At 61.2% G+C, this 20,068-nt stretch carries 17 protein-coding genes and 2 tRNA genes; 13 read left to right on the forward strand and 6 right to left on the reverse strand.

Annotation, left to right across the window (positions count from 1 at the left end; genetic code table 11):
- The first annotated feature begins 2 nt into the window (after positions 1–2).
- The 6 genes from FCL40_RS04090 (at position 3) to FCL40_RS04115 (ending at position 6,064) form a co-directional block, all read left to right on the forward strand.
- The gene (locus tag FCL40_RS04090) at positions 3–2,288 is read left to right on the forward strand and encodes a WD40 repeat domain-containing protein (RefSeq protein WP_136851640.1); all 2,286 of its coding nucleotides are present in this window, start codon (positions 3–5) and stop codon (positions 2,286–2,288) included.
- On the forward strand, positions 2,288–3,154 hold the full coding sequence (locus FCL40_RS04095; protein WP_136851642.1) for a toll/interleukin-1 receptor domain-containing protein: 867 nt from the start codon (positions 2,288–2,290) through the stop codon (positions 3,152–3,154). Before FCL40_RS04090 ends, FCL40_RS04095 begins: the two co-directional genes overlap by 1 nt.
- A gap of 192 nt (positions 3,155–3,346) precedes the next feature.
- A complete protein-coding gene (locus tag FCL40_RS04100; RefSeq protein ID WP_136851644.1) occupies positions 3,347–4,531 on the forward strand; it encodes a PrnB family protein in 1,185 nt (394 codons plus the stop codon).
- A complete protein-coding gene (locus tag FCL40_RS04105) occupies positions 4,528–5,643 on the forward strand; it encodes an aminotransferase class V-fold PLP-dependent enzyme (RefSeq protein ID WP_136851646.1) in 1,116 nt (371 codons plus the stop codon). The genes FCL40_RS04100 and FCL40_RS04105 overlap by 4 nt, the downstream gene beginning before the upstream one ends.
- Positions 5,644–5,886: 243 nt before the next feature.
- Positions 5,887–5,962: transfer RNA gene (locus tag FCL40_RS04110), tRNA-Gly, on the forward strand.
- Between the two features lie 28 nt (positions 5,963–5,990).
- Positions 5,991–6,064: transfer RNA gene (locus FCL40_RS04115), tRNA-Cys, on the forward strand.
- Between the two features lie 88 nt (positions 6,065–6,152).
- Here the strand turns inward: FCL40_RS04115 and FCL40_RS04120 are convergent.
- The 3 genes from FCL40_RS04120 to FCL40_RS04130 are packed head-to-tail and all read right to left on the reverse strand — an operon-like array spanning position 6,153 to position 7,662.
- A complete protein-coding gene (locus tag FCL40_RS04120; protein ID WP_136851648.1) occupies positions 6,153–6,524 on the reverse strand; it encodes a lysozyme inhibitor LprI family protein in 372 nt (123 codons plus the stop codon).
- A gap of 58 nt (positions 6,525–6,582) precedes the next feature.
- Positions 6,583–7,338 carry a bifunctional 2-polyprenyl-6-hydroxyphenol methylase/3-demethylubiquinol 3-O-methyltransferase UbiG gene (ubiG, locus tag FCL40_RS04125; protein ID WP_136851650.1) on the reverse strand — a complete coding sequence of 252 codons (756 nt, stop codon included), beginning with the start codon at positions 7,336–7,338 and terminating at the stop codon, positions 6,583–6,585.
- A 57-nt stretch (positions 7,339–7,395) separates the two neighbouring features.
- A complete protein-coding gene (locus FCL40_RS04130) occupies positions 7,396–7,662 on the reverse strand; it encodes an acyl-CoA-binding protein (protein WP_136851652.1) in 267 nt (88 codons plus the stop codon).
- 264 nt (positions 7,663–7,926) lie between these two features.
- Here FCL40_RS04130 and FCL40_RS04135 point away from each other — a divergent pair, with 264 nt between their 5' ends.
- The 6 genes from FCL40_RS04135 to FCL40_RS04155 all read left to right on the forward strand — a co-directional run bounded on the left by FCL40_RS04135 (position 7,927) and on the right by FCL40_RS04155 (position 13,347).
- Positions 7,927–8,367 carry a hypothetical protein gene (locus tag FCL40_RS04135; RefSeq protein WP_136851654.1) on the forward strand — a complete coding sequence of 147 codons (441 nt, stop codon included), beginning with the start codon at positions 7,927–7,929 and terminating at the stop codon, positions 8,365–8,367.
- A 70-nt stretch (positions 8,368–8,437) separates the two neighbouring features.
- Positions 8,438–9,727, forward strand: coding sequence for an alkaline phosphatase (locus FCL40_RS04140; protein WP_205729083.1), 1,290 nt, complete (start codon positions 8,438–8,440; stop codon positions 9,725–9,727).
- Positions 9,728–9,908: 181 nt separating this feature from the next.
- A complete protein-coding gene (locus FCL40_RS18645; protein ID WP_205729084.1) occupies positions 9,909–11,027 on the forward strand; it encodes an MBL fold metallo-hydrolase in 1,119 nt (372 codons plus the stop codon).
- Positions 10,949–11,872 (forward strand): alkyl sulfatase dimerization domain-containing protein, encoded by a 924-nt coding sequence (locus FCL40_RS18650; RefSeq protein ID WP_205729085.1) that lies wholly within the window; start codon positions 10,949–10,951, stop codon positions 11,870–11,872. The genes FCL40_RS18645 and FCL40_RS18650 overlap by 79 nt, the downstream gene beginning before the upstream one ends.
- A gap of 156 nt (positions 11,873–12,028) precedes the next feature.
- On the forward strand, positions 12,029–12,457 hold the full coding sequence (locus FCL40_RS04150) for a hypothetical protein (RefSeq protein WP_136851655.1): 429 nt from the start codon (positions 12,029–12,031) through the stop codon (positions 12,455–12,457).
- A 74-nt stretch (positions 12,458–12,531) separates the two neighbouring features.
- On the forward strand, positions 12,532–13,347 hold the full coding sequence (locus FCL40_RS04155; protein ID WP_136851656.1) for an MBL fold metallo-hydrolase: 816 nt from the start codon (positions 12,532–12,534) through the stop codon (positions 13,345–13,347).
- 23 nt (positions 13,348–13,370) lie between these two features.
- Here the strand turns inward: FCL40_RS04155 and nrdG are convergent, their stop codons facing one another.
- The 3 genes from nrdG to pepF form a co-directional block, all read right to left on the reverse strand.
- Entirely contained in the window at positions 13,371–13,865 is a 495-nt protein-coding gene (gene nrdG / locus FCL40_RS04160) for an anaerobic ribonucleoside-triphosphate reductase-activating protein (protein ID WP_136851657.1), read from the reverse strand.
- A 61-nt stretch (positions 13,866–13,926) separates the two neighbouring features.
- Positions 13,927–16,044 (reverse strand): anaerobic ribonucleoside-triphosphate reductase, encoded by a 2,118-nt coding sequence (nrdD, locus tag FCL40_RS04165; protein ID WP_136851658.1) that lies wholly within the window; start codon positions 16,042–16,044, stop codon positions 13,927–13,929.
- A 498-nt stretch (positions 16,045–16,542) separates the two neighbouring features.
- On the reverse strand, positions 16,543–18,402 hold the full coding sequence (gene pepF / locus FCL40_RS04170) for an oligoendopeptidase F (RefSeq protein ID WP_136851659.1): 1,860 nt from the start codon (positions 18,400–18,402) through the stop codon (positions 16,543–16,545).
- An 85-nt stretch (positions 18,403–18,487) separates the two neighbouring features.
- On the opposite strand from pepF, the gene FCL40_RS04175 reads away from it, so the two are divergent.
- On the forward strand, positions 18,488–19,744 hold the full coding sequence (locus FCL40_RS04175) for a phage integrase family protein (protein ID WP_136851660.1): 1,257 nt from the start codon (positions 18,488–18,490) through the stop codon (positions 19,742–19,744).
- The last annotated feature ends 324 nt before the right edge of the window (positions 19,745–20,068 follow it).

A 20,068-nucleotide genomic window follows, 5' to 3' on the forward strand; every position in this document is an offset into this window, starting at 1 on the left:
TGATGAGTAAGCAAAGCCGTTGCGAAACCCTGACGGACAACGAGCTGGAACAGGGCTTGCTGAAGGATACCAAACTGGACAGAAAGTACCGGGTAGAGTGGGGCCAGGGGCCGGACTACACCCTGATCTGTGACGATGAGGATATCCGTAAGCCCTATCAGCGCCACTCTGGGGATGTGATCGCCCTGATGCCTCTGCGCAAGATGGAGCGGACCTTTGTCAGTGTAGGTCTGGATCACAACATCTGTGTCTCCGCCTTTAACGGTCGGCAGCAGCAGCTGCTCACAGGTCACGACGATCGCATCCTGGGTCTGATTGAGTTGGCCAAAGGCAAGCTGCTCAGTGTGGCCAAGGACAACACGGTGCGGGTCTGGGATCTGTTCACCGGTCGCGAGTTGACGGTGATGGAAGCGGAAGTAGCGGCGCTCAGCGACATCAAGCTGTTCTCCAACTCCGACAACCTGGCCATCAGCGAACCCAAGGATGTCACCATCTGGTCTTTCGAAGGGAAGAAGGTGGCGGTAATGCAGGGGCTTAAATCCGCCATCAACGAGGTCTTTACCCTGGATGACGGCAGCTGGCTGATTAAAACCGAGAACAATCCGCCGAGCATCTGGTCCGCCACCGGCAAGTTCCTCCATCAGTTCAAGTTTGATTTCAGCTTCACCGACGATCTGGCCGAGCTCGAAGGCGATCGCCTGCTGATCCGCCGTGACACCAGCATCAGCCTGTGGAGTACCGAAGGGGAGTTGCTGAGCAGCCACCAAGCCGATGATGAGCTGGTGGTGGCCTTTGACACCCTGAAGAAGGGGCAGCGCGACAGCCATCAGCACATGGCAGATCACCCCGAGATCATCGATTACCCTCACCTGAGAAACCCGTTGCATCTGCCGCACTCCCGCTTTAACGCCCGCGAGGAGATCGAGTCTCAGGGTCTGAAGCTGACCGGCGATCGCAAGATGTTCTGGGACTTCTTTAACCGGCCGCTGTTTGAGCCGGTCAAGACCGCCATGAAGGGAACCATTGCCTCGGCCCGCCGTCAGTTGCGAAAGCTGGATGAGAAGCAGCAGGCCGCCGCCGAAGCGCGTGACCTGGCCGAGCGAAAGCGCAAGGGCGCTGCCCGCTGGAGCTGGTTCTTCCTGATCCTGACCCTGGGACTGGCCGGCATCGGTTATCTGGCTTTCATCGGCAACCCCATGGTGCTGGACCTGGCCAGGCAGTTGGTCACCGAGAAACTGCAGCTCCCCAGGCTGGCGGGGAAACGGGATTTCTTCCTGGTGGTTGCCGTGGTCTTTGGCGCCGCTGGCGCACTGATGCTGCTGCTGGGGCTGATCCTGTTTGGCCGCAACCGCAAGCACCGTCGCCGTCAGCTGCAGCTGGAGGAGAACCTGGCGGTTCAGGCGGTGATTGCCCCGGCCTATCACTCGATGATTCAGCGCATCAAGCGTTACCGACGAGGCTTGCTGAGCCAAATCCCCATCTTCTCCGACAATGAGCTGTTTACCGGGCGCAAAGTGGCCGAAGCGATCAATCACCAGATCGACAACAAGCTGAAGCAGATGGCGATGGATGAATGTGGCCTAGAGAAGGAGGACATCATCTACACCGATCATGAAGCGATTGTTCTGAGTGACTGGGCGCTGATTCAGGATGACGACAAGCGTCGTCAGGTGAAATCCAAGCTGAACCTGGGTAACGAGCTGAGCTTCTGGACCGGTGCCAATAAGCAGATCCTGTTTGCGGTACAGTACGTTCAATACATCTTCCTCACCGAGGACAAGGTGGACGTATTTACCACCTACTACGACTTCATCGCCGGCAAGTGCATCGGTAAAGAGGCCAACGCCTTCTACTACAAGGACGTCACCAACGTCGCCAAGCGGGATGTGGACCGCAGCAACGGCTACAACGCCGACAACGGCTCCATCTCTGCCACCGAGATCACCCTGTCCGTGGCCAGTGGTGAACGCATCCGTCTGACCATCCTCAACGAGGACAGCGTCAGCTCCATGGCCAACGACGCCAAGGACAACGAAAGCACCTCCATTGAAGTGCGCATCGACCAGCTGGAGCAGGATCGCCGGGAGATCATGGAGGACCCGGACATGGACGAGGAGGAGCGTCAGGAGGAGCTGGCGATGATCGACGCTCACATGACCGATCTCAATAACCAGGATGTGGCCCAGGACACCACCGTCTCCTCCACCAAGGCAGAGGAGACGGTGCGCAACATCCGTAATCAGCTGCACAACCACAAGCAGCACAGCCGTGGTGAGGTGGCGATCTGATGCGACTCTTCCTGAGCTACTCCAGCCGGGACTTTCCTCTGGCCTCTGCCATAGTGCAGGGGCTGGGCGTCTTGGGTCATTCGGTCTGGTTTGCCCCTGAACAGATTGGCGCCAGCCGCTGCTTCGCCAAGGAGATCAGCGCCGCTATGAAAGAGGCGGAAGTTCTGCTGTTGCTGGCCAGCCGCAACGCCATCGGCGATGCCACTCACCCAGGCTCCGCCGAGGTGATGACCGAGATCAAGATGGCCCGGGAGAAGAAGATTCCTGTGGTGCCCCTTAAGGTGGATGCCAGCCTGGAGTGCGGCGGTGCAGAAGGGTTCGACTATCTGCTGAAGAACTTCCAGTGGCTGGATCTGGAGTCGATGCTGGCCATGGAGGATCACGACGCCATCGCCAAGCTGATCGATGCCGCCCTGTCCACAGGCGTCAGTGCCGATACTCGGCTGTTTGATCAGCAGCTCACCGAAGTGGAGAAGCTGCTGCGGGAGAAGCACTGGCAGAAAGCCAAGGCGCTGCTTGAAGCCCTGGTGATGCCGGCAGGGCTGCGTCAGCAGCAGGAACTGCTCAAGCTGGTGGCCCTGATGCAGTCCAGGCCGATCAAGAGCCTGTCCAAACAGCAGGCGGACTGGCTGGTGGGCAGGCTGACCGCATTGGCTCAGGGGGAGCAGGCCTCGGCAGCGCTCTACATGCTAGCGCTGATCTCCCAGGGTTTCTATCAGGCCAATGCCATTGCCGATGCCACCCCCGGGGTGACCAGGCTAAAGCAGCAGGCCCAGCCCCTAGGACGTCTTAAGGCCAAGTACATCAAGATGACCGATGCCATGCTGGCGGACAGTACCGCCTTTGCGACCAACTGGCGTTACTGATTCGCCCGATCATTCAAAAGGCTCCCGAGGGAGCCTTTTTTGATCGCTTTACACTGGAACGAAGGCTGTACGCGCGCCTGCCGCGGCCAGTTGTTGCAAATCTATTGCGAAAGGGGCAGGGGAGTGGTCATAGTAAACCGATAACGATAAGGAACCGGCCCAGGCCGGGACAACAGTAAGGAAGGCACAAGCATGACCCACACCCAGGCGTTCGATCACTGGATTCGCAACGAGTTCATCCAGCTGAATACCGAGCTGGAACAGCGCTACTTTGCCCAGGAGGACAGGGCCAATGTCGAGGGCATCGGCGATGAGATCAAGGCGGCGATGGAGCGACAGGGACGCGAGCATGTCACCCGGCTGCTGGCGGAGGGCAACACCGATCAGGGGTTTGATGCCAACTTCGATCTGCTAGGTAACGTCGGCATGTACATGGCGGCTTGCCGCCGCCACGATCTGACTGAGCCCTCCAGGGAGAGCAGTTCCCCCCTGAAGGAGGCCTCGGCTCTGGCGCTGCACATCGGCGCTTCCCTGGGGGTGACCCCGAGATTTGCCACCAGTCACCTGACGACCCACTGCCTGGCCAAGCAGGGTCAGCCGAAGCGCTTCACCTCCCTGGAGGATGAGGCGCTGTTCATCGACTTCAACACACTGGCGGTACTGGCCTACAAGCGGGCAGCCGATGCTCTGGTGCGCATTCTGCCCATGGGGATCTCCCACCCTGTGGCCCCCTACCTGCTGGAGGATGCGCGGCTGGCGCTGGTGGATGTGGCCAGGTGGAATCGGGTACTGTTTGAGCGTCTCGCCCCCGAGCGCTTCTTCCATAGCGTTCGCCCCTACTACAAGCCGTTCAGGGTAGGCCAGCACGAGTATCGGGGCGCCAACGCCGGCGACTTCGCAGGCATCAACGTCATCGACATGTTGCTGGGGCTGTGCCAGGCCAATAATCCCTTCTATTCTCAGCTGCTGGTGGACAAGTTCCTCTACATGATGCCGGAGGATCAACGCCTGCTTCGCGACGTGATGCGACGCCCCAGCTTCCTGGATCAGTTGCTGGAGGTGCCGGTCTCCCAGCAGCAGAGCGCTTGGTACCGGGAAGTGGCCAGCAAGTTTCTCCAAGTGCTCGACGCCCATGGGCACACCGCCCATCAGCACCATGATCAGCTGGTGTCCCGCTTTATCTCGTCGCCATCGGCCACCATGGCCAAGAAGCACCTGGCGCAGGTAACCGCCAGTGGCCCTCCGCTGGAGGTGCTGCTGCGATCCCTGGAGAAGCTCAGGGATCTGCGGATGGCCGCCGAGCGCGACGATATTCCCAGCCGTTTCCGCGACGTGGCGACTCTTCGGGCGAGCGTGGCCGATGGAGCGCAGCGATGACCCCGTGGCCGGTTGAACCGGTAGAGGGGATCTACCTGCAGAGTCACTCCGTTGGGCGGCCCTGGCTCGGTGCCCAGGAAGCGGTTTCCAAGGCGTTCTTCCAACCCTGGAGGGAGCAGGGGGAGCCCTGGGCGCAGTGGTTGGCGGGGATCGAGCGGTTCAACCGGGGACTGGCGTCACTGATAGGCGGCGCCGCCGAGCAGTACTGCCCCCAGGTTAACCTCTCCAGTGCCCTGACCAAGCTGCTCGGGGGGTTAACCCCTGAACCGGCGCGCCCGGTGCTGCTGATGTGTGAAGAGGATTTTCCCTCCATGGTGTTTGTCGCGCGTCAGGCCGAGAGCTGGGGCTGGCAACTGAGGCTGCTTCCTGGCGGCAGCGACGTCACCGAACTGGCCACCTGGCAGTCGGCACTGAGCCGGCCGGATGTGGGCCTGGTGTTCATTACCCAGGTGCAGTCCAACACAGGTCAGCAGGCGCCGGTGGCCGAGATCTGCGCCCTGGCCAGGGGCCTGGGGGTGCGCAGCGTGGTGGATGTGGCCCAGTCGATGGGGATACTGCCGATGGCGATCGACCGCTGGCAGGCGGATGCGGTGATAGGCTCTTGCGTGAAATGGATCGGCGGCGGGCCGGGGGCCGGTTTCATCTGGCTGAACCCGGACCTGCTGCCGCGGCTGCGGCCCAGGGATGTCGGCTGGTTCTCCCACGCCAACCCCTTTGAGTTCGATCCCCATGATTTCCGCTATCACCCGGATGCGGCCCGGTTCTGGGGGGGAACTCCGTCGGTGATCCCTTATCTGCTGGCTACGCACGCCCTTGAGTGTGCCCGGGAAGTGGGACTGGAGGCGATCCGGGACCATAACCTGGCTCTGGCCGACACCCTGATGGACGCCTGCCCCTCCTGGGTGCGATCCCCCAGGGAGGCACACCGGCGGGGCGGCACGGTGATTGTCGATCCCGGCGAGCGCACGGCAGAGGTGGAACGGGTGCTGACCGGGTTACAGGTTCATTATGACCGTCGTGGCCTCGGCCTGAGGCTGTCCCCGCACCTGTGCAACACCCGGGAGGAGATATCCCGGGTTGCCGAGACTTTGAGCGCATTGGCCGGCAAATGATCGCCTGATTCCCGGTTGATGCTCCCTTGACCGGGAATCGCGCGTCAAATAGGCAAACGATCCCGGTAGGGGTTGCAGAGAAAATCGTTGCCGCTACAATGACTCTCGTCCTCTGGAGACAGGGACAAGCTTGAGGCACTCGGCAGAGTCCAAAGATTTAAGCGGCACTAGCTCAGTGTGGTGTAGAAAGAAGCGCAACCTTCTATTCTTCGCCAAACACACTAAATAGATGCAGAGATTTAAGCGGCACTAGCTCAGCTGGTAGAGCGCAACCTTGCCAAGGTTGAGGTCACGAGTTCGAACCTCGTGTGCCGCTCCAAATTTCCCTGACCGGGAATACAATATATGGCGCGTTGGCAGAGTGGCTATGCAGCGGATTGCAAATCCGTGGACCTCGGTTCGACTCCGGGACGCGCCTCCATCTTTCGAAACGGCTACCCTCGGGTGGCCGTTTTTCGTTTTGGATCGAGATTGAAGATGCGGCTGCCATCGCCTTGGGGGCAAGGAGCCTAGTAGATCTCCTCCAGTTCCAAGGCCCTGTCCAGGGTCTCCTCCACCTTGCACTTGAGGGAGTCGGTAATGCCGCCGGTACCACTGACCCGGTGGGCGAGGAACTCGCATTTGGCGTCGCGGTAATCTATCCACTGCCGGTGCAGCGCTTCCAGTTCCGCCTGACGTGGTGGCGTCAGCCTCGCCAGGGCTTGCTCCAGGGCGTAGAGCAGGCGCTCGGTCTTCCGATCCAGCTCGATCTCGAGACAGCCGATCAGGTCCGATTCGCGGGTTGCTTCGCGAGCGCACAGGTCGTAGCCGCCACTGTAGCGTATCTCCTCTGAGGCGGCGGGCAGGGTCAGCAGGGCCAGACAGAGGCAAAGGGTTCGCATAGCATTCTTCCCGGTGGCGAAGGCGTTAGCCTAGGGTAAGCCATCCCGCCGAGGTGACTCAAGCATCTGACTGACTTGAGTCATCTTTAATCGCAGACACCAGGTAGTTAACCTTGCTGCCGCGGCAGAGTCGCCAGTGACCGGAAAGGGGGTTGTAGGCCATCCCCTGGGGCGAAGCGCAGTGAAAGCCTAGCGGGGCAAGGGCGGCGCCGATCTCGGCGGGCGTGACGAAAGCCCGCCAGCTGTGGGTGCCCTTGGGCAGGGCTTTCAGCAGGTATTCGGCACCGATGATGCCGATCAGGTAGCTTTGCCAGGTGCGGTTAAGGGTAGCCACCACCATCATGCCGCCGGGCTTTACCAGCTCGGCGCACTCCTGCAGCAACTGAACGGGGTTGGGCACATGCTCCACCACCTCGGTGTTGAGGACCAGATCGAAGCGGGCCTGTTCCCGGCACAGTACCTCAGTCAGGCAGTGGCGATAGCTGAGGTTGGCCGACAACTCCCAGCCATTTTTCCGGGCCACCCGGATATTGACCGCACTGGCATCGATGCCGAGCACCTGGTGACCCGCGCCGGCCAGCGGTTCGGTCAGCAGCCCGGCGCCGCAGCCCACATCCAGTATGCTCAGTGAGCGGCGGCCGAAATGGCGCCGGATCTCCGCCAGTATGTGCTGCAGACGTACCTGGTTGAACGCCAACACGGTCTTAAAGGCACCATCCGGCTTGCGCCACTCCTCGGCGAGGGCATCGAAGCGGCGGATCTCTTCCGGTGACAGGTTGTCCGTGTCGCCGGTCAGATTGTCCTTGCTGAGCATCGCCCTCAACTCCTTGAAATAGTGAATTATGCCATACGAGAGCGAGGGCGCCAGGGATCACCCCTGTTGGCGTACCAGGCTCTGCACCAGCTCTACGTAGCGCTGCTTGCACTCCTCGGAGTCGGTGCCGATCAGTGCTTTCCATGCCTGGTACTTGGCGTGCTCAGCCATCTTAAACACCGAGGGTGCACTGCCGGTCACGTCGCCCTGGGTGGCCTGTTTGAACAGGCCATAGAGCGACAGCAACTGGTCGTTGCTGGGGCGGCTGGGCAACTGCTTCACCTCTTGCTGGCTGCGCTCAAAGGCTAGAGTCAGTTCATCCATGGGGGATCTCCTTTTGGGTTGGTTAAGGATTAAGCTAACGCCTTTGGGGAGGACTGACCAGTCGAACAGATCAAAAAAACAGTTTATTTCCATTGGTTTGGGTTGCAAGGCGCGCGCCGGCCCCAGGCCCGGCCATACCGGCCCGGGCCTGGGGTCGGCGGCGGAGATTTTGTGACACAAATCGCTGTTTGTATGGTGTCAGGTCAATAAACGCCCCGGATGGCGCAGTAGACTGGGTAAGGCAAAAGGAATAATGGAGGCGTTATGCACCAAAGCCCTCAACAAAAGCAGGTCCAGGACTCCAACCTGAAGCGGACGCGCGTGTGGCGCTCGCTCCAACAGGGGTGGCGTCATTGGGTTCCGGAAGGGGGAAGGGTGGTGATGTGGACGCCCGATGAAGAGCTGGAGAGCGGCCTGGTCCAGTTGGGCTACGATGTGGTGGCCGCCGGTGAAACCGGCGAAGGTCCGCTAAATGGCGTGCTGTTTCGCGATCTGGCCCCGCTGGCGATCCTGGCCCTGCCCGGAATCGACGCACTGTTGTCCCGGTTGCGCCCCGATGGCGTGTTGATCCAGATATGCCAGCAGGGCGGCAAGGGCTGCGCCGGTCAGAGCATTGTGTCCGGATTCAAGGCCGGCTGGTCCCTGAAGGCCCGTTACGAAGGCGCCGAAGCCGACCGGGGGGTCACCCTGGTCTGGAAACCCTAAGTCCCTCCCTGGCATTCGACCGCCAAACCGGGCATGATCCCTGGTTCGAGTACCAGAGGATATTCCCATTATGCTGAAAACCATGGCATTTGGTGCCGCTATGCTGGCCACCTCCCTCCAGGCTGCCCAGGCACCAAAGAACGTCATTCTCTTTATCGGTGACGGTATGGGCCCGGCCTACACCACAGCGTTCCGCTACTATCAGGCCGACAGCCAGGTGGACCGGGTGAGTGACACCGTGTTTGATCGGCTGATGACCGGCAGCGCCAGCACCTTTCCCCATGACGATACCGTGGTGACCGACTCCGCTGCCGCGGCCACCGCCCTGGCGACCGGAACCAAGAGCTACAATGGCGCCGTCGGCGTCGACGCCGAAAAACAGCCCCTGGACAGCATGCTGGTTCGCGCCAAGTCGCTGGGCTGGCACACCGGGGTGATCGCCACCTCTCAAGTGACCCATGCGACTCCGGCCAGTTTCGTTGCCCATGCCCACTCGCGCAGGGATTATCAGGTGATTGCCGAACAGTTCTACAGCCGCCGGTTGAAGCCGGACCAGCCGCTGGTGGACCTGATCCTCGGCGGTGGCCAGAGCTACTTCCCGATGGAGACCGACCAGTTGGGGGACAGGATGGTTCGCTGGGGCTATCAGTACCAGGATAAGCTGGAGGGGCTGGACAAGCTGACTCGGTTGCCGGTTCTGGGGCTGTTCGCGCCCAAGGGGTTCCCCTATGCCATCGACAGTGATCAGCCCAAGCGGTTGAGCCTGATGGTCGAGGCGGGGTTGCGGCTGCTTGGCGGCTCCGACACCCCGTTCTTCCTGATGGTGGAGGGCAGCCAGATCGACTGGTGTGGACATGGTAATGATATCGCCTGTGCCATGAGGGAGATGGAGGATTTTGCCGAGGCGCTGGAGTTGGCGGAGCGGTTTGCTCGTGACCGGGGCGACACCCTGGTGGTGTTCACCGCCGATCACTCTACCGGCGGGCTGACACTGGGCGCCGCCGGCGAGTATCGCTGGGAGGCAGGTCCGGTCAAACAGGTCACCGCGTCTCTGCCGGTGTTGACCCAAGCCCTGCTGAACCAGCCGGCCGAGGCGATGACGACCATCCTCGAGCAGCATGTGGCGTTCAACTTCACCCCCGAAGAGGTGCAGCGGCTGGCGTCGGTTTCCGCTGAGGAGTCCAGGCTTTATACCGAGTTAATGGAGATGATCAGCGCCCGCAGCTTCAGCGGCTGGACTACCACAGGCCACGATGCCATCGATGTCCCCCTGGGCGCGATTGGGCCTGGCGCCGAAAAGTTTGTCGGCCATCTGGATAACACCGAGATCTCCAACACCCTGCAGCAGATGATCCGGTAACCGGCCCGCCCGTAGCGACCAAGCCCGCCCTTCGGCGGGCTTTTCTGTGGACGCCTGCGAGTCGCTCCCGCGAATCGGCTCGGAGCAGTTTCAGGACGTTGTGCACCGGCCTGAGTGGAAATGGAGTGAAATTGGAGAATAGGGTGTTAGGTTATAAGAGATTTTTTCAAGGGAGAGCGGCATGGACGGCAAGCAATGGGTATGTGGGATGGCGGCGGCCTTGCTGCTGGTGGGCTGCGGTGGAGAACGACCGTCGACGGAATCGGGCGAGGCCAGTGAGTATACCCGGGCCCATAACCGACGGGTGGCCCAGTCCCTGCCACTGGAGAGCCGCCAGGCGTTTGACGATGCCGAACGCGGCCTGATCGCCGCCCCGGAATCGCTGACGGTCACGGATGACGAGGGCGGGGTAATCTGGTCGTTGCCGCCCTACGCCTTCCTGGCCGGGACGGCTCCTGACACCGCCAACCCCAGCCTGTGGCGCCAAGCCCAGCTTAACAACCGGGTGGGGTTGTTCGAGGTGATCCCGGGGATCTACCAGCTCCGCGGCTTCGATCTGGCCAACATGACCCTGATCCGCGGCAGCAGGGGCTGGATAGTGGTGGACCCGCTGACCAGCCAGGAGACCGCCGCCGCTGCCCTGGCGTTCGCTTTCCAACACCTGGAGGCGCTGCCCATCACCACCCTTATCTACACCCACAGCCATGTGGACCACTTCGGCGGTGCCGAGGCGGTGCGGCGCTATGCCGATGAGGCGCTGACCATAGTGGCGCCGGTCGGCTTTATGAAGGAGGCCACTAGCGAGAACATTCTGGCGGGAACCGCCATGGTACGCCGCGCCGGCTACCAGTATGGACGCAACCTGGCCATCTCCCCCAAGGGCCATCTGGACCTGGGGCTGGGCAAATCGGTGGCCTTTGGCAGCGTTGGCCTGGTGCCGCCCAACCTGGAGGTGGCCCACACCGGGGAGCGCCACACCCTGGATGGTGTGGCGTTTGAGTTTCAGCTGGTGTCGGGCTCGGAGGCTCCGGCCGAGTTCACCTTCTACCTGCCCGATTTCAACGCCTTCTGCGGCGCCGAGATGGTGTCGCAGACCATGCACAACCTCTACACCCTTCGGGGGCCAAGGTGCGGGACGCCCTGGGGTGGAGCCGTTACATCGATGAGGCGGCTCAGCGTTTCCAGGAGGCCGAGGTCTATTTCGGCAGCCATCACTGGCCGGTGTGGGGCCGCGACCGGGTCGGACATTTCCTCAGCAGCCAGGGTGACCTGTATAAGTTTATTCACGATCAGACCCTGAGGCTGGCCAATCAGGGGGCCACCCCGGGAGAGATCGCCGACCGGCTGCAACTGCCAGCCCCTCTGCGGACGGAGTTCTCCGCCAGGGGGTACTACGGCACCCTCAAGCACAACAGCCGTGCCGTCTACCAGTTCTACTTCGGCTGGTATGACGGCAACCCCGCCCACCTGGACCCGCTGCCCCGGGCCGCAGCCGCTCGCCGCTACGTGGAGCTGGCTGGCGGCGCCGAGGCCATGCGGTTGAAGGCGGCGGCGGCGCTGGATCTCGGTGAATACCGCTGGGCGGCGGAGCTGCTTAACCACCTGGTGTTCTTCGATCCCAGTGACCGCCAGGCCAGGGAGATGCTGGCCGGAGCCTATGAACAGATGGGCTACCAGGCGGAGTCCGGTACCTGGCGCGACTCCTACCTAAGCGGCGCCAAAGAGCTGAGAGAGGGCGTGACCGAAGGGCTCAGCATGGAGAAAAATATGGTCGGGGTGCTCTATCATACTGGCACCGGCCACTTCCTGGACGCACTGGCTACCAGGCTGGACTATGACGCCGCCGGCAGCAGCCATCATCAGCTGCTGCTGGAGATCCTGGACGACAACCAGCGCTTCCTGGTCGAGATCAGAAACGGCGTGATGCGCTACCGCACGGTGGCCGAGCCCGAGCCCAGTCCCGAGTCGGTGCCCTACCTGGGACTGAGCCGTAAGCTGTTTATCCAGCTGGCTTTACGCCAGGTGGCCCTAGGCGACCTGGTGTCCGGCGATAACCTTAGGGTGGAGGGCAGCATGGTGGATCTGGTGGCCTTCTTCCGTCTGTTTGAACCGTCGAATGGTGACTTTGCCATCGTCGAACCCTGATTTCTTTATCTTGGTAACCGGTGGCGCAGCGAATGTGGCTCGGCGCCGCTGTGGCGTCGGGTCCCCCTTTGTGTCAAACCTTGGAAATCGTGCCGGTTTCAGGAACCTCGGGAGTAAGACGCCCTCTAACGGGTGAGTGTTTAAGGGAAGGTATTGATGAACTGGCTGAAACGCTGTTGTTACTGGGCGGCTCTGGGACTGTTTTTGTATCCGTTGATTGCCCATCTGTTCGAACTGCCTTTGGCGTTTCAGGTGTATGACGAGGCGGGCCGTTATCACGGTGCCAGCAATGAACTCCGACATTTTGTCCTGGCAAATAACTGGTTGCCATCATGCTGGCTGGCGTCGGGGTTTCTGCTGATCGCTGCGGGGGTGGACAGGCGCGGCCAGGCGGTGGCGATCGGTGCCGGGTTGTTGCTGCTGTTTCCCCTGGTGCACTATGGCGTGGCAAAACTCAGCGCCGAACTGCTAGGTGCCTGCGGCGACTGCCGTTTCTTCGGCACGGTGGAGTTGGTGGTCGACGCCATCATCGTTACCCTGGGCACCCTGATTCTGCTGCTCTGGCGGCGCTCCCGCCCGGCCTGACACTCCTTGTGTGATCGGGGTCACTCTGCTAGCTTGAAGCTTTCCGCAAACGCGACTGCCAGCAGGGGGGTGGGATGCCGATCAGGGAGAGGATGGCCCACGAAGGGGTCGAAGGAGTCCGTGTCGGCCGCTTCAACCAGGGGATCAACACCACCTTCATTCTGTACCGGATCGGCGCCACCCAAGTGGACACCGGGCCTCCCAACCAGTGGTCAACCATCCGCCGGCTCCTCGACGCCCAGCCCCCCACCAGACTGCTGCTGACCCACCACCATGAAGACCACGCAGGTAATGCCGCCCGCATCGCCGATCGTTACCGGCTGATGCCGTTCGCCCCGGAGACCGGTCGTACCAAGCTGGCCCGCGGTTATCGAATTCCTCCCATTCAACGGCTGATCTGGGGCAGCCCCCAGCCGGTCGAGACCCTGCCACTGCCGGAGCGCATTCCGATGCCGGAGGGAGGCGCGCTGCAGCCGGTGCATACCCCGGGGCACGCCAAGGATCTCACCTGCTTTTACTGGCCGGAGCGGGGCTACCTGTTTTCCGGCGATCTCTACCTGTCCAAATCGATACGTTACCTGCGTGCCGATGAGGATCTGCTGCAACTGATGCAGAGCATCAAAAAGGTGCTGGCCCTGGATTTCGACGTGTTGTTTTGTCCCCACCGCGGCATTGTGCCGCAGGGGCAGCTGGCGCTGCAGGAGAAGCTGGATAACCTCAAACACCTGTGCCTGCAGGCGTCTGTCCTGCACCGGGACGGGGTCGGGACTCAGGAGATCGTCAACCGGCTGCTGGGGCCGGAGGACTGGTTGTCCAAGCTCAGTGGCTACAACATCAGCAAGGGAAACCTGATCCGCCAGGCGGTGGAGATAGCGCCGGAGCGGATCTAGCGGGGGGCCGACTGGCCCCTGCATCATGGTGCGGAGACGGTGTCCCTGGCGCGCTGTGACAAGCGGTGTACCACCTGGTTGCTGCTGCCTCGCCACAGCAGAGAGGGGTCTGCCAACGCCTGTTCGAAGCGGCCATCAATCAGTACATCCAGGTAGGGCAGTAGCGCCTGCTGGGCCTCATCCAGCTCCTCGAGGCGATAGCCGCTCCAGCACCAGATATCCTTGTCCGGGCAGCTCTGCTTCACCCGTTTGACTAGGGCGAGGATCGCCCCGACGTTGGCCGGATGCAGGGGATCCCCCCCGGACAGACTCAGTCCGCGGCGCTTGATGCGGGTGTCGCTGAGATCCTGAATGATCCTGTCGGCAAGCTCGTCGGTAAAGGGGTGACCAGAGTCGAGTCTCTGGGTGCTCTGGTTGTAGCAGCCCTTACACTGGTGGACGCAGCCCGAGACAAACAGGGTGCAGCGGGTGCCCAATCCATTGACCACATCCACCGGGTAGTATTTGTGGTAGTTCATTGATGTCTCCTTCATCAAAAAGGGCAGGGACACGCCCTGCCCATCTTTGTGACGCATCAGGCTACAGGTGCTTGACCCTGCGCTTGACCTCCTCCTGCTTACCCTCGTTGAAGGGGCGGGCGTCCGGGCTGCCCAGGTAGCCACAGACGCGTCGGGTCACGGACACCTTGGCAGGATCGTGGTTACCGCACTTGGGGCAGGTGAAGCCCTTGGAGGTACACTCAAACTCACCGGTATAGCCGCACTCATAACACTCGTCGATGGGGGTGTTGGTGCCATAGTAGGGGACATGCTGGTAGGCGTAGTCCCACACATCCTCCAGCGCCTCGACATTCTTCTGCATGTTGGGGTACTCCCCGTAGCAGATGAAGCCGCCATTGGCGATCTTGGGGTAGGGCTTCTCGAAGTCGATCTTGTCGTAAGGGTTGACCGCCTTCTCCACATCCAGGTGGAAGCTGTTGGTGTAGTACCCCTTGTCGGTGACCCCCTCCACCACGCCGTACTGACGCTGGTCGATCTTGCAAAAGCGGGTGCACAGGTTTTCACTCGGGGTGGAGTAGAGGCTGAAACCGTAGCCGGTCTGGGCCTTCCAGGCATCGGTGGCGGCACGCAGGCGCTCGACAATGGTCAGCGCCTTGGCTCGCAGATCTTCGGAGTCGAACAGGTGCTCCTTGGTGCCATAGAGGGCGTTGACCGTCTCATGCAGGCCGATGTAGCCCAGGGAGATGGAGGCACGGCCGTTCTTGAAGATCTCGCTGATGTCGTCATCGGCCTTGAGGCGCACGCCGCAGGCACCCTCCATGTAGAGGATCGGGGCCACCCGGGCCTTAACCCCCTGGAGGCGCTCAATGCGGGTCATCAGCGCCTTCTTGGCCAGGGCCAGGCGCTCATCCAGCAGTTCGAAGAACAAGCCCTCGTTGCCCTTGGCTTCGATGGCGATGCGGGGCAGGTTCAGGCTGACCACACCCAGGTTGTTGCGCCCTTCGTGCACCAGCTGTCCCTCCTGCTCGTAGGCGGAGAGGAAACTGCGGCAGCCCATGGGGGTCTTGAAGGATCCGGTCACCTCGACCACCCGGTCGTAGTTGAGGATATCCGGGTACATCCGCTTGGTGGAGCACTCCAGCGCCAGCTTCTTGATGTCGTAGTTGGCATCGCCCTCCTTGTGGTTCAGGCCATCACGGATGGCAAACACCAGCTTGGGGAACACCGGGGTCTTGTGGTTCTTGCCCAGCCCCACCATGCGCACCTTGAGGATCGACTGCTGGATCAGGCGGCTCTGCCAGCTGGTGCCCAGGCCGAAGCCAAAGGTGACGAACGGCGTCTGACCGTTGGCGGTGTGCAGGGTGTTGACTTCGTACTCCAGGCTCTGGAAGGCGTCGTAGCACTCCTTCTCGGTACGGGCCATGGCGTAGGCCTCGACGTCGGACACCTGCCACTCCTGGCCCACCTTCAGGTGCTTCTCGTAGCTTTGGGTAACGTAGGGTTCCAGCACCTCATCGATGCGGTTGATGGTGGTGCCGCCGTAGATGTGGCTGGCCACCTGGGCGATGATCTGGGCAGTCACCGCCGTGGCGGTGGAGATGGACTTGGGCACGTCAATCTCGGCGTTGCCCATCTTGAAGCCACCGGTCAGCATCCCCTCCAGATCGATCAGCATGCAGTTGAACATGGGGAAGAAGGGGGCGTAGTCCAGATCGTGGTAGTGAATGTCGCCCCTCTCATGGGCTTTGACCACGTCACGGGGCAGGATGTGGCGGGTGGCGTAGTGCTTGGCGACGATCCCCGCCAGCAGGTCGCGCTGGGTTGGGATCACCTTGGAATCCTTGTTGGCATTCTCATGCAGCAGCGCGGCGTTACTCTGATCCACCAGGCCACGGATCTCCCGGTTCAGCCGGCTGTTGGACTCGCGGGCAATGTCGCGATCGTGACGGTACTCGATGTAGGCACGGGCCACGGCCTTGTAGGGGCCGGACATCAGGTGGTTTTCCACCATCTGCTGGATCTCATCGATGTTGACGTCATTAGACTCTGCCAGTTCGTGTTCAATGGTGTCGGCGAGTCGCTGGGCATAGTCATCATCCTTGACGTCGGCCGCCATTGCGGCACGCCCGATAGCGTCGCGAATCCTTGCGCTATCAAAGGGCACCTGGCAACCGTCTCTCTTAATCACAACTGGCATGAGAAAAATTCCTTAAGAATGTGGGGTTGGGCCTTGACAAGCACTACATCTTGTTGTCTTGCGTTAAATGTGGCCCATATATGGGATTTCGTCGCATATTAAGCGCCATATTTCGGTGGGATAACTTGATCGCGATCAAGAAGATCACTACCCAAAATTCGAACCAGGTTACTGTCTGGTGATTCATTGGTGTGGATCAAGTTTTGCTCTGGTTGCCAGCTTGTAAACGGCGCGTTGTGTGAGTGTGGGTCTGGGCAGGGAGTCGGCGGGAGTTGCTGCAAAAGTGATGAGGGGATCGGTGTGATCAAATCACGGTTCTTAATAACCGGCCCTGTGGATGGTTTCGCAACTTGTGGACAACCGCTGCCACCCCTTGATTGCCCGGCACTATGGCTGTGGTTAGATCCATGTTAACAAGTCGATCGCCCGCGGCGGGTTTTGATAACAAAAAAAGGGAGCGTTTGCTCCCTTTTTGCACAAGCGTCATCGACGATTTTGTTACAGTTTCTCGCTGCGATCGAGAATGGTTTCCATCTCGTCCATCAGCCGGTTCATCCGCTTGAAGATCGCCTCGTAGGGTGCCGCGCTGGCCAGGTCCACACCGGCACGCTTCACCAGATCATAGGGGTAATCGCTGCCACCGGCCTTCAGCAAGTTCAGGTAGCGATCATAGGCCGCCTTGTCACCGCTGAGCACCTCGTCGGCAAAGGCCGCCGAGGCGGCGATGGAGGTGGCGTACTGGTACACATAGAAGTTGTAGTAGAAGTGAGGCACATAGGCCCACTCGATGCCGTAGGCGTCATCGATGGTCATCACGCCCTGATCGTGACCATGGTAGCGGCGCAGCAGATCCAGGTAGATCGCCGAGGCGCGGGTGTCACTCAGGGGCTGGCCCTTCTCCACCTCTTCATGGATGGCGCGTTCGAACTCGGCAAACATGGTCTGGCGGAAGAAGGTCTGACGGAACTTCTCCAGGGTTTGACCCAGGTAGTAGAGGCGCTCGTTGTCGTCGTCGGCGTTCTTCAGGGCGTAATCGGTGAGCAGATGCTCCTGGAAGGTGGAGGCGATCTCGGCGGTGAAGGTGGCGTAGCCGGCGGTGGCGTAGGGCTGATTGGCGTTGGCATACACCGAGTGGGTGGCGTGACCCCACTCGTGGGTCAGGGTGGAGACCGAGGTGTAGTCGTCGTTGTAGTTCATCAGCACGTAGGGGTGAACATCATAGGCGCTGCCGCTCATGTAGGCGCCGGAGCGCTTACCCAGCTTGGGATAGGTGTCCATCCAGCGCTGGTCCAGGCCGGTACGGATCTTGTTGACGTAGTTTTCTCCCATCGGCTCCAGGGACGCCAGCATCATCTCGATGCCCCGGTCGATAGGGTAATCACCGGTGGCTTTGACCACGGCCGGGTAGATGTCAAAATAGCCCTGGTCATCCAATTTCAGCATGCGGGAGCGTAACTTAAGGTAGCGCTGCAGGGTATCGAGATTGGCGTTGGTGGTGTCCACCAGGGCGCTGTACACCTCCACCGGAATGTTGTCCTCGCTGAGGGCGGCCTCCAAGGCTGAGGCGTGGTTGCGGCTGCGGGCGTTGAAGACGTCGGCCTTGACGTTGGCGTCCAGCAGCGAGGCGATGGTGCGGCGGTACTTGGACAGGGTGCCGAAGAAGTTGTCAAACGCCTGCTTGCGCACCTCCCGGTCCGGGTGGCTGCGGAAACGAGCATAGCTTGCCTGGTTCAGGGTCACCAGTTCGCCGTCCAGTTCGATCTCCGGCCAGGGCAGTTCGGCGTTGGTAAAGGTGGCGTAGCTGGAGTAGGGGGCGCTGGTGACGGTGCCGGCGGCCGCCAGGATCTTCTCCGCCGCCGGGGCCAGGGTGTGCGCCTTGCCACGCAGGATGTTCTCCAGCGGGAAGCGGTAGGCGGCCAGACGGGGTTCGGCGTCAACCAGCTTCATCACCTTGTCTTCGCCCAGGGCGATCAGCTCCGGGTTGACGAAGGCGCTGGCCTGGTTGAAGGTGTTGGCCAGCATGGCGATGGATTGGCGCTTGGCGCCGTTGTCTGAGTCACGCAGGTCGGTGTCGGCGTTGAGATTGGCATAGACATAGAGCTGGGACAGGGTCTTGGACAGGTCGTAGTAGAGGTCCATGGCATCGGCCAGGGCGTCGGCGGACTGCCCCAGTCTACCCTGGTAAGCCAGCAGCCGTTCCAGCTGCTTCTCCAGGTCGGCCTTCTGTCCCTGCCACTGTTGCCAATCGGCATAGAGTGGGGTCAGATCCCAGTTTTGTTGAGACTCTTCGGCCACCAGGGCCGGCGAAAGGGCGGCACCGGCAAACAGGGCCAGGCCGATCAGTGACTTCTTAAACATGTTAAGTCCATATAATCGTTATGGTTAAAGACAGCAGCAGCTTAGCAACTGTGGTGCAAAGCGGTAAAACAACATTGGTAACAGAATGAAAAAGAGTGACAGGGCGCACCAAAATGGCGGTGATGGAGTCAAGCTGACCCCGAAGCAGCAGGTCTTGATGTTGCTGGACCAGTGCCTGGCCACCGGCGTCAGGGGACGGGTCCAGGCGGTGATCAAGCAGGCGATCGCCGAGATCCAGGGACAGGGAACGGCCTCCGGCTATCAGCACGCCGAGAGCGACATCAACGAGCCCGATTACCCTGGACTGATCTTCAAGGTGGGGCGGCATAAGCGCCGCTGGATCTACCGTTACACCCCAAAAGGGGCCAAAAGCACCCGTCAGCTGACCCTGGGCTACTTTCCGCAGATGGACAGGGAGGCGGCCATCGCTGCCTGGAATGAGCAGAGGCTGACCCAGCAGGGGCAGGCGGTAACTGATCAGGGCACGCCGTTACACCTCGGGGTCGAGCGGTTCGCCGACTGGGCCAGATCCCGGCGTCCCCGCTGGAGAGCGGAGTTGCGCCAGTTGGAGAGCCTGTTCCAGGGAGGGCTCGCCTCGCGCACGGGGGAGTCCCTGACCCTGGAGGAGGTGACGGCTCTGGTAGCGCCCGAGAAGCCCGGCGCAAAACACAGGCTTAGCCTGCTGCGACTGTTCTTCCGGGTAGCCAGGGGGCTGGAGTCGGCAGAGGGGTGGATGAGCCCGGGTTCGGCCTGTCCCTGTGAGGGCTTCAGCCTGGCGCGTACCACAACCTTAAGCCACCGAATTGGCTGGCGAGAGCTGGGCCGATACCATAGAGCGGTGTTGGCGTTGGAGGATGCCGAGGCCCTCAAACCCCTTCTTCTGATGCAACTGAGCAACCTCGTCGGCTTCAAATCCCTGTGCCAGTTGAGCTGGTCCCAACTGGATCTGGACAGGGGATTTGCCCGCCTGCAGATCGACGGTAAGACCCGTTTCCTGATGCTCTCTCCCGATACCCTGGCCTGGCTTAAGCGTCGTCATCGGGACGCGGCCGTGGGCCCCTGGGTATTCCGATGTCCCACGGATGCCAGCAAGCCGCTGCCGGAAAGTTACCCAGTAAAACTAATGAGTCAGCTCAAGGGGCAGTGTGGACTGGACCGACGATTCACCACCGCGTCCATCAGGGAGTTGGCCAGCCTCTGGCTGGAAGAGCAGGGCAGAGCGGTACCCAAGCGTCCGTGGCCACTGCTCGAGGAGCGTCCGACAGAGGGGCAGATAGGCGAGCTTTTTGAGTTGTCAAAAATGTGGGTCAAAAGGCTACACATCCAGAAGTCGGTCAGCTGATCACCATAGGCCTTGGCGCCATTTTTCCGCTTTTACGATTTTTACGCGATGTAACAACTTGTGTAACTGAAGGATCTAGCGAAGGCTTTTGGGTGTGTTTTTGTGGCCCGGCGCCCAGCAAAGTTCGGCAATTTCCATCGAGGCGTCCCCAATGCCCGTTTGGGTCTGGCTTCTGGGGCGGCCCTGGAAAAAAGCGCACCTGTTGCAAACTGCCCGCGCAGTTCCGGTGATCGAGGTCAGCCCCACGGCGTCCATCCGGACGGAACCCGTTCGGGTCCCATCGCGCCTTGGGGGCAGCTGACCACCAGGCTGGCGGGGGAGACC

Source organism: Ferrimonas sediminicola (assembly GCF_005116715.1).
Classification (GTDB): domain Bacteria; phylum Pseudomonadota; class Gammaproteobacteria; order Enterobacterales; family Shewanellaceae; genus Ferrimonas; species Ferrimonas sediminicola.

Coding starts and splice junctions, on each gene's coding strand:
- nrdG (WP_136851657.1), bottom strand. CDS start 13,865: ATGAACTACCACAAATACTACCCGGTGGATGTGGTCAATGGATTGGGC.
- FCL40_RS04155 (WP_136851656.1), top strand. CDS start 12,532: ATGCCGATCAGGGAGAGGATGGCCCACGAAGGGGTCGAAGGAGTCCGT.
- nrdD (WP_136851658.1), bottom strand. CDS start 16,044: ATGCCAGTTGTGATTAAGAGAGACGGTTGCCAGGTGCCCTTTGATAGC.
- FCL40_RS04095 (WP_136851642.1), top strand. CDS start 2,288: ATGCGACTCTTCCTGAGCTACTCCAGCCGGGACTTTCCTCTGGCCTCT.
- FCL40_RS04120 (WP_136851648.1), bottom strand. CDS start 6,524: ATGCGAACCCTTTGCCTCTGTCTGGCCCTGCTGACCCTGCCCGCCGCC.
- FCL40_RS04130 (WP_136851652.1), bottom strand. CDS start 7,662: ATGGATGAACTGACTCTAGCCTTTGAGCGCAGCCAGCAAGAGGTGAAG.
- ubiG (WP_136851650.1), bottom strand. CDS start 7,338: ATGCTCAGCAAGGACAATCTGACCGGCGACACGGACAACCTGTCACCG.
- FCL40_RS04175 (WP_136851660.1), top strand. CDS start 18,488: ATGAAAAAGAGTGACAGGGCGCACCAAAATGGCGGTGATGGAGTCAAG.
- FCL40_RS04150 (WP_136851655.1), top strand. CDS start 12,029: ATGAACTGGCTGAAACGCTGTTGTTACTGGGCGGCTCTGGGACTGTTT.
- FCL40_RS18645 (WP_205729084.1), top strand. CDS start 9,909: ATGGACGGCAAGCAATGGGTATGTGGGATGGCGGCGGCCTTGCTGCTG.
- FCL40_RS04090 (WP_136851640.1), top strand. CDS start 3: ATGAGTAAGCAAAGCCGTTGCGAAACCCTGACGGACAACGAGCTGGAA.
- pepF (WP_136851659.1), bottom strand. CDS start 18,402: ATGTTTAAGAAGTCACTGATCGGCCTGGCCCTGTTTGCCGGTGCCGCC.
- FCL40_RS04135 (WP_136851654.1), top strand. CDS start 7,927: ATGCACCAAAGCCCTCAACAAAAGCAGGTCCAGGACTCCAACCTGAAG.
- FCL40_RS04100 (WP_136851644.1), top strand. CDS start 3,347: ATGACCCACACCCAGGCGTTCGATCACTGGATTCGCAACGAGTTCATC.
- FCL40_RS04105 (WP_136851646.1), top strand. CDS start 4,528: ATGACCCCGTGGCCGGTTGAACCGGTAGAGGGGATCTACCTGCAGAGT.
- FCL40_RS04140 (WP_205729083.1), top strand. CDS start 8,438: ATGCTGAAAACCATGGCATTTGGTGCCGCTATGCTGGCCACCTCCCTC.